11 protein-coding genes are annotated in these 12,625 nt (G+C 72.7%); 7 read left to right on the top strand and 4 right to left on the bottom strand.

What is annotated here, in order from left to right; translation table 11 throughout:
* The first annotated feature begins 60 nt into the window (after window positions 1–60).
* Entirely contained in the window at window positions 61–1,158 is a 1,098-nt protein-coding gene (locus GCE65_RS06920; protein WP_228760154.1) for a polyprenyl synthetase family protein, read from the top strand.
* 55 nt (window positions 1,159–1,213) lie between these two features.
* On the opposite strand, the gene GCE65_RS06915 is transcribed toward GCE65_RS06920, so the two are convergent.
* Window positions 1,214–1,594, bottom strand: a complete 381-nt coding sequence (locus tag GCE65_RS06915; protein WP_228760153.1) for an Rv2175c family DNA-binding protein — start codon at window positions 1,592–1,594, stop codon at window positions 1,214–1,216.
* 125 nt (window positions 1,595–1,719) lie between these two features.
* On the opposite strand from GCE65_RS06915, the gene GCE65_RS06910 reads away from it, so the two are divergent.
* Window positions 1,720–3,132 carry a LysM peptidoglycan-binding domain-containing protein gene (locus tag GCE65_RS06910; protein WP_153877865.1) on the top strand — a complete coding sequence of 471 codons (1,413 nt, stop codon included), beginning with the start codon at window positions 1,720–1,722 and terminating at the stop codon, window positions 3,130–3,132.
* A gap of 38 nt (window positions 3,133–3,170) precedes the next feature.
* Window positions 3,171–5,120, top strand: coding sequence for a Stk1 family PASTA domain-containing Ser/Thr kinase (pknB, locus tag GCE65_RS06905; RefSeq protein WP_153877864.1), 1,950 nt, complete (start codon window positions 3,171–3,173; stop codon window positions 5,118–5,120).
* Window positions 5,121–5,135: 15 nt separating this feature from the next.
* Here pknB and GCE65_RS06900 read toward each other — a convergent pair whose 3' ends face one another.
* From GCE65_RS06900 to GCE65_RS06890, 3 genes are all read right to left on the bottom strand, one after another.
* A complete protein-coding gene (locus GCE65_RS06900; RefSeq protein ID WP_153877863.1) occupies window positions 5,136–5,756 on the bottom strand; it encodes a molybdopterin-dependent oxidoreductase in 621 nt (206 codons plus the stop codon).
* Between the two features lie 3 nt (window positions 5,757–5,759).
* Window positions 5,760–7,151, bottom strand: a complete 1,392-nt coding sequence (locus tag GCE65_RS06895; RefSeq protein ID WP_370460204.1) for a class II 3-deoxy-7-phosphoheptulonate synthase — start codon at window positions 7,149–7,151, stop codon at window positions 5,760–5,762.
* A gap of 98 nt (window positions 7,152–7,249) precedes the next feature.
* Window positions 7,250–8,476: a pyrophosphate--fructose-6-phosphate 1-phosphotransferase gene (locus GCE65_RS06890; RefSeq protein ID WP_152818216.1), complete on the bottom strand. Its 1,227-nt coding sequence runs from the start codon at window positions 8,474–8,476 to the stop codon at window positions 7,250–7,252.
* Between the two features lie 129 nt (window positions 8,477–8,605).
* Here GCE65_RS06890 and GCE65_RS06885 point away from each other — a divergent pair, with 129 nt between their 5' ends.
* The 4 genes from GCE65_RS06885 to GCE65_RS06870 all read left to right on the top strand — a co-directional run bounded on the left by GCE65_RS06885 (window position 8,606) and on the right by GCE65_RS06870 (window position 12,560).
* Window positions 8,606–9,007, top strand: a complete 402-nt coding sequence (locus tag GCE65_RS06885; RefSeq protein WP_153877861.1) for a metalloregulator ArsR/SmtB family transcription factor — start codon at window positions 8,606–8,608, stop codon at window positions 9,005–9,007.
* Window positions 9,004–10,074, top strand: coding sequence for a cation diffusion facilitator family transporter (locus tag GCE65_RS06880; protein WP_153877860.1), 1,071 nt, complete (start codon window positions 9,004–9,006; stop codon window positions 10,072–10,074). The genes GCE65_RS06885 and GCE65_RS06880 overlap by 4 nt, the downstream gene beginning before the upstream one ends.
* Before the next feature lie 47 nt (window positions 10,075–10,121).
* Window positions 10,122–10,661 carry a hypothetical protein gene (locus tag GCE65_RS06875; RefSeq protein WP_152818218.1) on the top strand — a complete coding sequence of 180 codons (540 nt, stop codon included), beginning with the start codon at window positions 10,122–10,124 and terminating at the stop codon, window positions 10,659–10,661.
* A 72-nt stretch (window positions 10,662–10,733) separates the two neighbouring features.
* Window positions 10,734–12,560 carry a long-chain fatty acid--CoA ligase gene (locus tag GCE65_RS06870; protein WP_153877859.1) on the top strand — a complete coding sequence of 609 codons (1,827 nt, stop codon included), beginning with the start codon at window positions 10,734–10,736 and terminating at the stop codon, window positions 12,558–12,560.
* Window positions 12,561–12,625: the final 65 nt, after the last annotated feature.

Below are 12,625 nucleotides of genomic sequence, written 5' to 3'. Positions count from 1 at the left end.
GGAGGGAGGGCCTCCGGGGCCGGGCCGACGGCGGTCCCGCGGCCGCGTAGAGTGCGGGGTGTGAGTGACGTGGACGGGCCCGTGTGGCTGGATGACCTTCGTTCCGCCGTGGCGGCACGCGTGGCCACGACCATGACCGAGACGCACGATCGATTCGCCGGGGTGGGCGGCGAGATCGACGACCTGTTCACCGTGTCGGCGCCCCTCCTCGCCCGCGGCAAGCGGCTCCGCGCCGCGTTCCTGGCGGCCGGGTGGCGCGTGTTCTCGGGCGAGCCACTCGCCGCCGCCGAGGTCCGGGCGGGCTCGGGCCTGGAGATCTTCCAGCTGGCCGCCCTCGTCCACGACGACCTCATGGACGGCTCCCTCACGCGCCGCGGCCTGCCCGCGAGCCACCGGCGGTTCACCGCGCTGCACGAGGAGCGCGGCATGATCTCCGACCCGGAGCATTTCGGTGCGGCGGGCGCGATTCTGCTGGGCGACCTGCTGCTCGTCGCGGCGAGCGCCGATCTGCACGCCGCGATCGCCCTGCTCGACCCCGCCCGGTACGCCTCCTCGGCCGCGCTGGTCGAGACCATGATGGCCGAGGTCACGATCGGTCAATACCTCGACATCTACGCGCAGTCGGCGCCGTGGTCGGATGATCCCGCCGTCGAGCTCGACCGGGCCCGCCGGGTCATCCGCTCCAAGTCCGCACGGTACTCGGTGGAGTACCCGCTCCGCCTCGGCGCGGCCATGGCCGGGGCCTCCGCCGCCGAGTCCGACGCGATCGGCACGGTCGGCCTGCCGATCGGCGAGGCCTTCCAGCTCCGCGACGACGTGCTCGGCGTCTTCGGCGATCCGCACGTCACCGGCAAGCCCGCGGGCGACGACCTGCGTGAGGGCAAGCGGACCGTGCTCGTGACGCTCGGGATGACGCTCGCGGGCCCCGCCGAGCGCGACACCCTCCGCCGGGCGCTCGGCCGGGCCGACCTGGGGCCGGCCGAGGTCGATCGCGTCCGCCGGATCCTCACGGACACGGGCGCGCAGGCCCAGGTGGAGGAACTCATCGCAGAGCGGCTGGCGACCGGCAGGGCGGCGATCGACGCGCTCGGGGCGGACCCCGAGGACGCCGCCCGGCTCCGGCACCTCGCGGACGCCGCGGTCACGCGCACGCACTGACCCCCACTGACCCCCACGCCGGGCCACCGGTGGCCACCGTGGCACCGGCGACCGTTCAGCCGACCGTCTGGGCCAGCCTGCGCACGGTCGTCGTGCGGCCCTGGTGCAGGGCCGCCAGCGGGCTCGCTCCGAGTTCGGACCGCTCGGCGAAGAGCCAGTCGACGATCTCCCGATCCGTCAGCCCGGCGTCGGCGAGCACGATGATCGTCCCCCGCAGTGCGGGCAGCGGCGCCGGCCCCTTCGGGTGACCCGCGGGGAGCAGGAACTGCGCGGGCACGGACCGGATCGCCTCGGTGCCGACCGGGATCGCGAGCAGGGCCCGATCCGTGATGAGCGTCCGCACCCGCCGGAGCGGGAGCTCGAGCATCTCGGCGACGTCGGGGACGGACGTCCAGGTCGGCGTGGTCATGTCCGGGAGTTCCGCAGCTGTGGTCACCGGCCCAGGCTACGGGTTGTGCGCATTCTCGTTAGCCACTACTGTCACACCCGTCTCATACATCACGTTCGGCACACCCGTCCCGGCCCAACGGCGGCGTGTCGCCGCATTCGTAAGGAGTGCTCATGGCCCGCGCCGCTGCTCGACGGACCCCTGCCCAACGCTCCACTCCGCGCGGGACGACCCTCATGACCGCGGCCGGCGCGATCATCGGCGCCACGGCCGTCTCGCTCACCTACGCCTCACCCGCGTCGGCGGCGCCCGCCCACGAGGCGCCGCGGTCCGTCCCGCCGGCCTTCGTTCGCTCGGCGCCGCAGCACACCCCGACGACGACCCCGACGACGGCGACGACGCCGACCGCCGCGAACCGGGCCGTGAGCGCCGTGCCGACCGCGAAGAAGCCGGGCACGATCACGCACCGGGTGGTCGCCGGCGACACGGTCTGGGCACTCGCGAAGACCTACCGCAGCTCGGTCCCCGCGATCGTCCGCGCCAACGACCTCGATCGTTCGGCCCTCATCCGCATCGGTCAGCGGCTGACGATCCCGGCCGGCAGCACCCCGGCGACCTCGCCCCGGCAGCCCGCCCAGAAGCCGTCGACGTCCGCCCCCTCGACGGGAGCCTCGTCGACCGCCAAGCACAAGGTCGTCTCCGGCGACACCGTCGGGGCGCTGGCGATCCGGTACTCCTCGAGCGTCGGCGCGATCGTCCGGGCGAACCGGCTCAACGCCGCGGCGATGATCTACGTCGGTCAGACCCTGACGATCCCCGGCTCAGCGGGCGGTTCGACGACCGCCGCGCCCCCGTCCTCGTCGTCCTCGGGCGGCTCGGGGTCCTCGTCCTCCACGGGAGCCTCGTCGGCCGGCAGGCACAAGGTCGTCTCCGGCGACACGGTCGGGGCGCTGGCCCGCAGCTACGGATCGACCGTCGCGGCGATCGTCAAGGCGAACGGCCTCAATTCCGCCGCCACGATCTACGTCGGTCAGACCCTGACGATCCCCGGCTCCGGCGGCGGCTCCGGCTCGTCGCCGGCCGGCGCGGATCGACCGCAGCTCGTGCCGAACACGTTCCTGCACTACACCTACCCGGACGACGTCGTGCGCGCCGCCAACGACAACAAGTACGCCCTGCTGGCGATGAACGTGCCCTCGAGTTCGCAGCTGCGCGACCTCATCCGTTCCACCGCCCGCCAGTACGGCGTGGACCCGGCCCTCGCGCTGGCGATCGCCCAGCAGGAGTCCGGGATCAACCAGCGGGCGGTCTCCCCCGCGAACGCGATCGGCACGATGCAGGTGATCCCGAGCACGGGCGCGTGGATCGGCGGGATGGTCGGACGCGAGCTCAACCTGCTCGACGCCCGGGACAACGTGACCGCCGGGGTGCGCTTCATCAAGTGGCTCACCGACCACGCCGACAGCACCGACGAGGCGATCGGCGGCTACTACCAGGGGCTCGGGTCGGTGCAGAAGTACGGCCTGGCCTCGGACACCCGCTCCTACGTCGCCAACGTCACGAGCCTCATGACACGCTTCGGCTGAGGCGGGAGTCCCGCCGGGCGGCGCCGTAGACTGCGCACGTGGCGACCACTGTGACAGATCCTCTGATCGGCCGGCTGATCGACGGTCGCTACGAGGTCGTCGCCAGGATCGCCCGCGGCGGGATGGCCACGGTCTATCGCGCCCGCGATCGCCGGCTCGACCGCGAGGTCGCGCTCAAACTCATGCACCCCCACCTGGCGGAGGGCACGGACGTCGCGGCCCGGTTCCGGCGGGAGGCCCGTGCGGCCGCCCGGCTCGCCCACCCCGGCGTCGTCCAGGTGTTCGACCAGGGCAGCGAGGGCGAGACGTCCTACCTGACGATGGAGTACGTCGAGGGCACGAACCTTCGCCGACTGCTCGGCCGTGCGGGCGCGTTGAGCGTGGGCGTCGCCCTCGACGTGACGATCGCGATCCTCGACGCCCTCGCGGCGGCCCACCGGGCGGGGTTCGTGCACCGCGACATCAAGCCCGAGAACGTGCTCGTCGCGACGAACGCGGGTGCCGGCGGGGTCGGCGGCATCAAGGTCGCCGACTTCGGCCTCGCCCGGGCCGCGACCGAGGCGACCGCCGCGAGCACCGGCACCCTGCTCGGCACGGTCGCCTACCTGGCACCGGAGATCATCACCGACGGCCGGGCGGATGCCCGCGCGGACGTCTACGCCGTCGGGGTGCTGTGCTACGAGCTCCTCACCGGCCGGCAGCCCTTCGAGGGCGAGACCGCGATCCAGGTCGCCTATCAGCACGTGCACGAGGACCTGCCGGTGCCGAGTTCGCAGGCGCCGGAGCTGCCCCGTGAGGTCGACGAGTTCGTGGCGACCCTCACGGCCCGGGACCCGGCCGATCGACCGGCCGGCGCCGGTGCCGCCCTCGACCTCGCGCTCGAGTTGCGCCGTCGGCTCGACGCCGACAGTCTCGCCGTGCGCGCCGACGTCCCCGGCAGCGACGAGGGGCCGGCGGACGACGCGACCCTCGCCCTCGCCGACGGTCGTGAGGGGGGCGGAACGATCGCCCTCCCGATCGGGGCCGTCAACCCCGAGTCCGCGGGCGCCGGCCCCGGGGACACCGCCGCGCTGCCCCGCCGGCGGCGGCGGTGGCCGGTCCTCGTGCTCCTCCTGCTCCTCCTCGTCGCGGCGCTCGGGGCCGGCGCCTGGTGGTACTTCGAGCACGGCCCCGGCGCGTACACGACCGTCCCGGAGGTCGCGGGCGGCGATGCGGCGAGTGCGGCCTCCGCGCTCGAGCTCGCCGGCCTGCGCAGCGAGACCGAGCGCGCCTATTCCGACGACGTCGCCCGCGGCCGGGTCATCACCACGGATCCGTCGGCCGGCACCCGCGTCCTCCTGGACGCCGAGGTCACGCTCGTGCTCTCCGACGGCATCCGCATGATCGAGATGCCCGAGCTCACCGGGCTCGACGAGGAGGGCATCCGCTCCGCCCTGGCCGAGGCCGGCTGGGACGGCGAGGCCGGCGCGCTCACGCTCGCGTCGGACTGGAGCACCGAGGTCGAGGCCGGCCGCTATCTCTCCGGTGGACCCGATCCGGGAACGTCCCTGCGCCACGACGAGGCGCTCGCGCTCACCCTCTCCGGCGGGCCCGCGCCCGTGACGATCATCAACGTCGAGGGCTCCTCCGCCGAGGAGGCCCGCGCCGACCTCGAGGACACGGGCCTCGTCTACGTCGAGGCGGAGGAGGCGGAGTTCTCCGACGACGTCCCCGCCGGGAACGTACTGAGCCAGGAGCCCGCGGCCGGCAGCGAGGGCCACGAGGGCGACGAGGTGACCGTCGTGCTCTCCCAGGGCCCCGAGCTGTTCGAGGTGCCCGGCGTCTTCGGCAAGCGGTTCGAGGCGGCGAAGGAGATCCTCGAGGAGGCGGGCTTCGAGGTCGAGCGCAGCAACGCCCTCGGCGGCCTGCTCGGCCTCGTGCAGTCGCAGTCCGTGGCCGCCGGCGAGATGAAGCCGCGCGACACCGTCATCGTGCTCACGGTCGTCTGACGGCGCTCCCCCGCCTCACCCCTGATAGTCGTAGCGTTCCTCCCGCCACACCCCGCCGTGGCGGTGATAGCCGTGGTCCTCCCAGAACCCGAGATCCGGATCGCCCGGACGCAGGTAGTTCCAGCCGCGGAGCCACTTGGGCCCCTTCCACGTGTACAGCTGCGGAATGACGAGGCGCAGCGGCGCGCCCCGTTCGAGGCTCAGGGGGACGCCGTCCAGGTGCGTGGCGAGGATCGCCTCGCCCGAGGCGAGCTCCTCCAGGGGCACGTTCGCGGCGTAGCCGAACTCGGCGAACACGAGCGCGGAGGTCACCCCCTCCGCGGCCGGCGCGAGCGCGACCATCGCGGCGGCACTCACCCCGGACCAGTGCTGGTCGAGCACGGTCCAGTGGGTCGCGCAGTGCATGTCGGCCACGCGCTCCAGCGCCGGCAGGGCGAGCACCTCGTCGAGGCCGAGGACACGCTCCCGCCCCGAGCGGGTCGCCCCGCCCACGGTGAAGGTCCACGGCCGCCGCGCCGGCTTGGGCACGGGCCCGTAGTGCATGATCGGCGCCTCGGCCTGCACCCGTTGCCCGGGCGGGACGCGCCGTCCCGCCCACGGGGATGACTCACCGGGATCGCCGGGGACAATGGGCATCGCTCAGCTTTCGCGGAGCATCTCCGCCACCAGGAAGGCCATCTCGAGGGACTGCTGGTGGTTGAGCCGGGGGTCCACGAGGGTCGTGTAGTTGCGCGTGAGGCCGAGGTCGTCGATCGCCTCGGTCCCGCCGAGCACCTCGGTCACGTCGTCACCGGTGAGCTCGACGTGCAGCCCGCCGGGAACGGTGCCCAGGGAGCGGTGCACGTCGAAGAACCCGCGCACCTCGTCGATCACGTCGCTGAACCGGCGGGTCTTGTAGCCGTTCTCGGAGGTGATGCCGTTGCCGTGCATCGGGTCGCAGATCCACGTGACCGGGCGGCCGTCGGCCGTGACCTCCTCGACGAGCGTCGGCAGGACGTCGCGGATCCTGCCGGCACCCATGCGCGTGATGAAGGTGAGCCGGCCGGGCTCGCCGTCGGGGTTGAGCCGGTCCATGAGCGCGATCGCGTCGGCGCCGGTCGTGGTCGGGCCGAGCTTGACCCCGAGCGGGTTGCGCACGCGCGAGAAGAACTCGACGTGGGCGCCGTCGAGCTGGCGGGTCCGCTCCCCCACCCACAGGAAGTGCCCGGAGCACGCGTACGGCTCCCCGGTGCGGGAGTCGACCCGGGTCAGGGGGCGCTCGTAGTCGAGCAGCAGGCCCTCGTGCGAGGAGTAGAACTCGACGGTCTTGAGGGCGTCGAAGTCGGCGCCGGCGGCCTGCATGAACCGGATCGCCCGGTCGATCTCGCGGGCGAACGCGTCATAGGCCGAGTAGGACCGGTTGGCCATGAAGCCCCGGTTCCACTCGTGCACCTGCCGCAGGTCGGCGAAGCCGCCCTGCGTGAACGCCCGGATGAGGTTGAGGGTCGAGGCCGAGTTCCGGTAGGCCTCGAGCAGCCGGTGCGGGTCGGGCATCCGGGCCTCGGGGGTGAACTCGAACCCGTTGATGATGTCGCCGCGGTAGGCCGGCAGGGTGAGGCCGTCGCGGGTCTCGGTGTCGGAGGATCGCGGCTTCGCGAACTGCCCCGCCATCCGGCCCATCTTGACGATCGGCATCGACGCGCCGTACGTGAGCACGACCGCCATCTGCAGGATGGTCTTGACCTTGTCGCGGATGTTGTCGGCCGTGAGCTCGGCGAAGGTCTCGGCGCAGTCGCCGCCCTGGAGCACGAACGCCTCGCCGCGGCCCGCCGCCGCCATCCGCTCGCGCAGTCGGTCCGCCTCGCCGGCGAACACGAGCGGCGGCTGCTGGGAGAGCTCGACGCTCACGCGGGCGAGTTCACCGGCGTCCGGCCAGGAGGGCTGCTGGTGCGCGGTCAGGTCGCGCCACGAGTCCAGGCCGGCGAGCACCTCGGAGGAAGAATCTACGGTCACGCCTCCAGCATAGGTGCTGACCCACGCGGCACCGACCATCGTCCGGCGTACGGACGGCGCCCCTCACCCTGCCAGGGCGAGGGGCGCCGTCCGTACGCGGTCGGCTTCGGTTCCCGCGCGGAACCGGCCGGTCGCCGTCAGTGGGCGGCGGCGGGGGCGTGCGCCTGGCCGATCCCGGCGAGGAGCTCGGTGAACCACGGCTCGTCGATGTCGAAGGCCTTTCCGCCGGCGATCCGCGGGAACTCGATGACCCGCAGTTCCTCGCCCCGCTCCTCGTCGTGGCCGACGACCCCGGCGGTGCCGGCGACGGCGGCCTCGACCGCCACCTCGACCATGCTCGCGATGAGGGCGAGGTCGGTCGCGTTCGCCTTGGCCGAGCGGGAGAAGTAGCCCGACTTCTGCACCATGGTCTTCTCGGCGCCGATGAGCTGGGCGAACCGGTCGGCGAACCAGGCGCCGGGGTTGATCGTGTCGAGCTTGACGTGCCCGAACGGGTCCCGCTGCACCTCGACGCCGGCGGCCTCGAGCTCGGCGATGATCTCCGGCACCCCCGCCCCCTCGGACAGGAAGATGTTCACGTTGCCGATCTCGTCCATGATCCCGCGCAGCCGGTCGGCCTCGGCGTGCATGTCGATGGCGAGCTCGGGCAGGAACACGGCGTGGACGTCCCAGCGGTCCTTGGTCAGGCCCAGGTCGGGGTTCCACTCCTGGGTCTCGAGCCAGTCGCGGTAGTCGCGCGCGGCGGCGGCGGTGAGCCAGCCGCAGTGCCGGCCCATGACCTCGTGCACGATGAGCATCCGCGGGTTGGAGCGGTGCTCGCCGATGATGTTCTGGGCGTAGACGGAGGCCTGCTCGGCGGCGGTCTGGGCACCGAGGGACTGCCGGATCGGCACGATGTCGTTGTCGATCGTCTTCGGCAGGCCCACGACCGTGAGGTGGTGGCCGTTGTTCTCGAGATACTCCGCCAGGCTCGCCGCGGTGATGTTCGTGTCGTCGCCGCCGATGGTGTGGAGCACGTCGACGCCGTCGGCGCGCAGCTGCTCGGCCGCGACCTGCAGCGGATCCTGGCCCTCGCGCACGAGGCCGCGCTCGACGAGGTTCTTCGCATTGGTCAGCTTCACGCGGGAGTTCCCGATCGGGCTGCCGCCGAAGTCGTGCAGCCGGGCGGCGTTCGCGCGCGCCTCGGGGGTGATCGTGACCGAGTTGCCCGTGAGCAGGCCGTGGTAGCCGTACTGGTAGGCGATGATCTCGACATCCGGGTACTTCTCGGTGTAGCGCTCGATCAGGCCGCCGACGGCGGAGGACAGGCACGGCGCGAAGCCACCGGCCGTGAGCAGCGCGACCTTGCGGATAGCGGCAGACATTGAACACCTTTGCTTTGGGAGCTGGAGACGCCCCCATCCTATTGGGCGCTGCAACCGCGCCCGAAGCCGGCTCCGTCACGGCCCATGCGCGCATGGCGCCCGCACCACCGGTCCGGTTAGTATCTGCGCATGGACGCAGATACTAAGGTGGTCGAGTCGCCGGACGAGGCCGAGTTGCCGGACGAACAGGTGGAGTTCGCGGTCGAGGTCTTCCGGATGCTCGCCGACGGCACGCGGATCCGGCTGCTGTGGGCCCTGCGGGAGGGGGAGCTGTCGGTCGGCGACCTCGCCGGGCGGGTCGGGAAGTCCGGCCCGGCGGTGTCGCAGCACCTGGCGAAGTTGCGGATGGCTCGGATGGTCCGGACCCGCCGCGAGGGGAACCTCGTGTTCTACCGGGTGGACGACGCGCACGTCGCAGACCTGGTGCGCGACGCCGTCCACAACGCCGAGCATGCGGCCGACGGCGTCCCCGCCCACCACCGCCCCGAGGCACGCGACCTCGCCGCGATCCGGCGAGAGGCCATGCGGTGACCGCCCCGCCTGGCCACGCCGAGGGTGCGACCGGGTCCAACCACGGGTCCGGTCACGATCACGGTCACGGTGACGACCACGGGGCCGGTCGACGGCGGCGACTCGCCCACGCGCTGCGGCCGCACTCCCACGACGCCGCGGATTCGATCGACCCGGCGATCGAATCGAGTGCCCGCGGCATCCGCGCGGTCAAGATCGGCCTCGCCGGGCTGGGCCTCACCGCAGCCGCGCAGCTGGTCATCGTCTCGTTCTCGGGATCGGTCGCCCTCCTGGCCGACACGATCCACAACCTCTCCGATGCCCTGACAGCGGTACCGCTGTGGATCGCGTTCGCGCTCGGCCGCCGGGCGGCCACGCGACGCTACACCCACGGCTACGGCCGCGCCGAGGACCTCGCGGGCCTGGTCGTCGTCGCGATGATCGCCCTGTCCGCGCTCATGGCCGGCTGGCAGGCGGTCGAGAGACTGCTCCACCCGGCCCCGGTCCAGGACCTCGGTTGGGTCGCCGCCGCCGGATTCTTCGGATTCCTCGGCAACGAGGCCGTGGCCCTGTTCCGGATCCGTGAGGGCCGGGCGATCGGCTCGGCCGCGCTCGTGGCCGACGGCCTCCACGCCCGCACCGACGGCTACACCTCCCTCGCCGTGCTCGTCGGAGCCGGCGGGGTGGCGCTCGGATGGTCCTGGGCCGATCCGGTCATCGGCCTGGTCATCACCGTGGCGATCCTGCTCGTGCTGCGCACCGCCGGGCGCGACGTGCTCCGCCGGCTCATGGACGGGATCGATCCCGAGCTGGTCGACCGGGCCGAGGCGACCGTGCTGGCCGTCCCCGGCGTCGTCGCGGTTCCCGGGCTCCGGATGCGGTGGATCGGTCACGAGATCCGCGCCGAGGCCGACGTGGACGTCGACGCCGGAGCGAGCCTGTCCGCGGCGCACGAGATCGCGCACCGCGCGGAAGCGGACCTCCGCGGCGCCGTCCCAAGACTGTCGCGGGCGATCGTGCACGCCTACCCCGCGCGCCCGGCCGGGCACCGCGAGGACCATCCCGGCGACCGTTCGAACGGCCGATGAGCCGCCACGCGGTACCCGGCGACGACCGGCACGATTAGGCTGGGGCCATGGTGAACGACGGCGGCGAGGGAGCGCTCCCCGGTGGGCCCGACGAGCCCGACCGGCTCGAACGGCCCGATGGGGCCCGGGCGGGATCGGACGACCTCGCCCACGAACAGGCGCCCGAACCCGGCGACCCGCGCGAGCGCCTGCGCGACGCCCGCACCCGTGCGGAGATCGACGCGGCCTTCGCCGAGATCACCGCGGAGCTGGGCCCGAGCGGGCTCACGCCCGCGGCGATCCAGCCGGGGCCGGAGAACGCCTCGGACCTCGGCGGCCCGCGCGATTTCAGCGTCGCGCCCGAGCCGGAGGGGTACGAGCCACCGGAGCCGGATCCGATCGACGTCTCCGACCCCTTCCTCGTCTCGGCCTGGGTGGCCACGGTCGGCGGCCCGCTCGCGCTGCTCGTGTTCGCGATCCTGTGGCCCTCGGCACCGGCGATCGCCTGGATCTCCGGCATCGTCGTCGCGGTGCTCGGGGGGCTCGTCCTGGCCAGGCGGCTGCCGCGCCACCGCCGCGAGGAGGGCGACGACGGGGCCGTCGTCTAGACGAAGGTCCTGCAGCATCGCGACCGCCGGGTAGGGTGGTGCGCATCACATCCTGAGCCCGTTGGAGTCCTAGTGGAAACTACGTCCGTGCCGCTCCTGGTCGAGACGCCGTCCGAACTCTCGATCGGCGACCTCCTGGCCGATCATGCCGCGACCGACCCCGGAAAGGTCCTGCTCGAACGGCAGGAGAACGGCGCCTGGCTGCCGATCACGGCCGCCGAGCTGCACCGGAGCGCGACCGACATCGCCCGTGGGCTCATCGCCTCGGGTGTCGGGCCGGGCGACCGGGTCGCGATCATGGCCCGGACCCGCGCCGAATGGACGATGCTCGACTTCGGGATCTGGTACGCCGGCGCGGTCTCCGTGCCCGTGTACGAGACCTCGTCGGTCGACCAGACCGCCTGGATCCTCGCGAACTCATCGACCAAGGCGATCGTCGTCGAGAACGCCACCCACGCCGAGGTCGTCGAGGAGGCCCGAGCGGACGTCCCCACGCTCGAGCACGTGTGGCAGATCGAGGCGGACGGGATCGAGGCGCTGCGGCAGGCGGGCGCCGACGTGACCGCGGATCAGGTGCGCGAGCGCCGCGACGCCGCCCGCCTCGACGACCTGGCCACCATCATCTACACCTCCGGCACGACCGGGCGACCCAAGGGCGCCGAGCTCACCCACGGCAACTTCGTCGAGCTCTCCCGGAACGCGCTCGGAGCGCTCGGCCCGACCATCCTCGGCCCGAACTCGCGCACGCTGTTGTTCATGCCGCTGGCGCACGTCTTCGCCCGGTTCGTCGAGGTGCTGTGCATCGCGGCGGGCAGGCCGGTCGGCCACACGCCGGACACGGCCACGCTCATGGCGGACGTCGCCACGTTCAAGCCGACGTTCATCCTCTCCGTGCCCCGGGTCTTCGAGAAGGTGTACAACGCGTCGGAGGCGAAGGCCGCGGCCGGCGGCAAGGTGAAGATCTTCCGGTGGGCGGCTCAGGTCGCCGGCGACTACTCGCGGGCGCTGGACGTCCCGGGCGGCCCCGGCCTCGGACTGCGCCTGCGGCACAGGCTCGCCCACGCCCTCGTGCTCAAGAAGATCGCCGAGGCCCTCGGCGGCCGGGTCGACTTCGCGATCTCCGGCGGCGCCCCGCTCGGGGAGCGGCTCGGCCACTTCTTCCGGGGCGTCGGAATCCAGGTGCTCGAGGGCTACGGCCTGACCGAGACGACGGCGCCGGTGAGCGTCAACGTGCCCGAGGGTGTCAAGATCGGCACCGTCGGCCCCGCGCTGCCGGGGATCAGCCTGCGGATCGACACCGACGGGGAGATCCTCGCCCGGGGCATCGCCGTGTTCCGGGGCTATCACGACAATCCCGAGGCGAGTGCCGCCGCCATCGAGGACGGCTGGTTCCACACCGGCGACCTGGGCGAGCTCGACGCGGACGGCTACCTGCGGATCACGGGCCGGAAGAAGGAGATCATCGTCACCGCGGGCGGCAAGAACGTCGTCCCATCGGCCATGGAGGACGCGCTGCGCGGGCATCCGCTCATCAGTCAATGCATCGTCGTGGGCGATCAGCGTCCGTTCATCGCCGCACTCCTGACCCTCGACGCGGAGATGCTGCCCTCCTGGCTCGCCAACAAGGGGCTGCCGGAGCTGACCGTGGCGGAGGCGGCCGAGAACCCGGAGGTGCTCGCCGCGCTCGATCGGGCGGTCGCCCGCAACAACAAGCACGTGTCCCGCGCCGAGTCCATCCGCAGGTTCGAGGTTCTCACGAGCGACTTCACGATCGCCAACGACTACCTCACCCCGTCTCTCAAGGTGAAGCGCTCCCGCGTGCTCGCCGACTACGCCGGCGTGATCGACGCCCTGTACGAACGGGCCGCCGCCGAGCGCCACACGGAGACCGGCCGCTAGACCCCGCGGCAGGCCGCCCGCCACCCGAGGTCGGCGTGTCGGCGTGTCGGCGGCGGCTCGTACCC

The sequence above is a fragment of the Pseudactinotalea sp. HY158 genome (assembly GCF_009660225.1).
Classification (GTDB): Bacteria; Actinomycetota; Actinomycetes; order Actinomycetales; family Beutenbergiaceae; genus HY158.
This window is presented reverse-complemented; position numbering and strand designations above follow the sequence as displayed.

What these genes read in the sequence shown, in the direction of transcription:
- GCE65_RS06910 (WP_153877865.1), top strand. Translation starts at nt 1,720, where the DNA reads ATGGCCCGCGCCGCTGCTCGACGGACCCCTGCCCAACGCTCCACTCCG.
- GCE65_RS06900 (WP_153877863.1), bottom strand. Translation starts at nt 5,756, where the DNA reads ATGCCCATTGTCCCCGGCGATCCCGGTGAGTCATCCCCGTGGGCGGGA.
- GCE65_RS06895 (WP_370460204.1), bottom strand. Translation starts at nt 7,151, where the DNA reads ATGGTCGGTGCCGCGTGGGTCAGCACCTATGCTGGAGGCGTGACCGTA.
- GCE65_RS06890 (WP_152818216.1), bottom strand. Translation starts at nt 8,476, where the DNA reads ATGTCTGCCGCTATCCGCAAGGTCGCGCTGCTCACGGCCGGTGGCTTC.
- GCE65_RS06885 (WP_153877861.1), top strand. Translation starts at nt 8,606, where the DNA reads ATGGACGCAGATACTAAGGTGGTCGAGTCGCCGGACGAGGCCGAGTTG.
- GCE65_RS06875 (WP_152818218.1), top strand. Translation starts at nt 10,122, where the DNA reads ATGGTGAACGACGGCGGCGAGGGAGCGCTCCCCGGTGGGCCCGACGAG.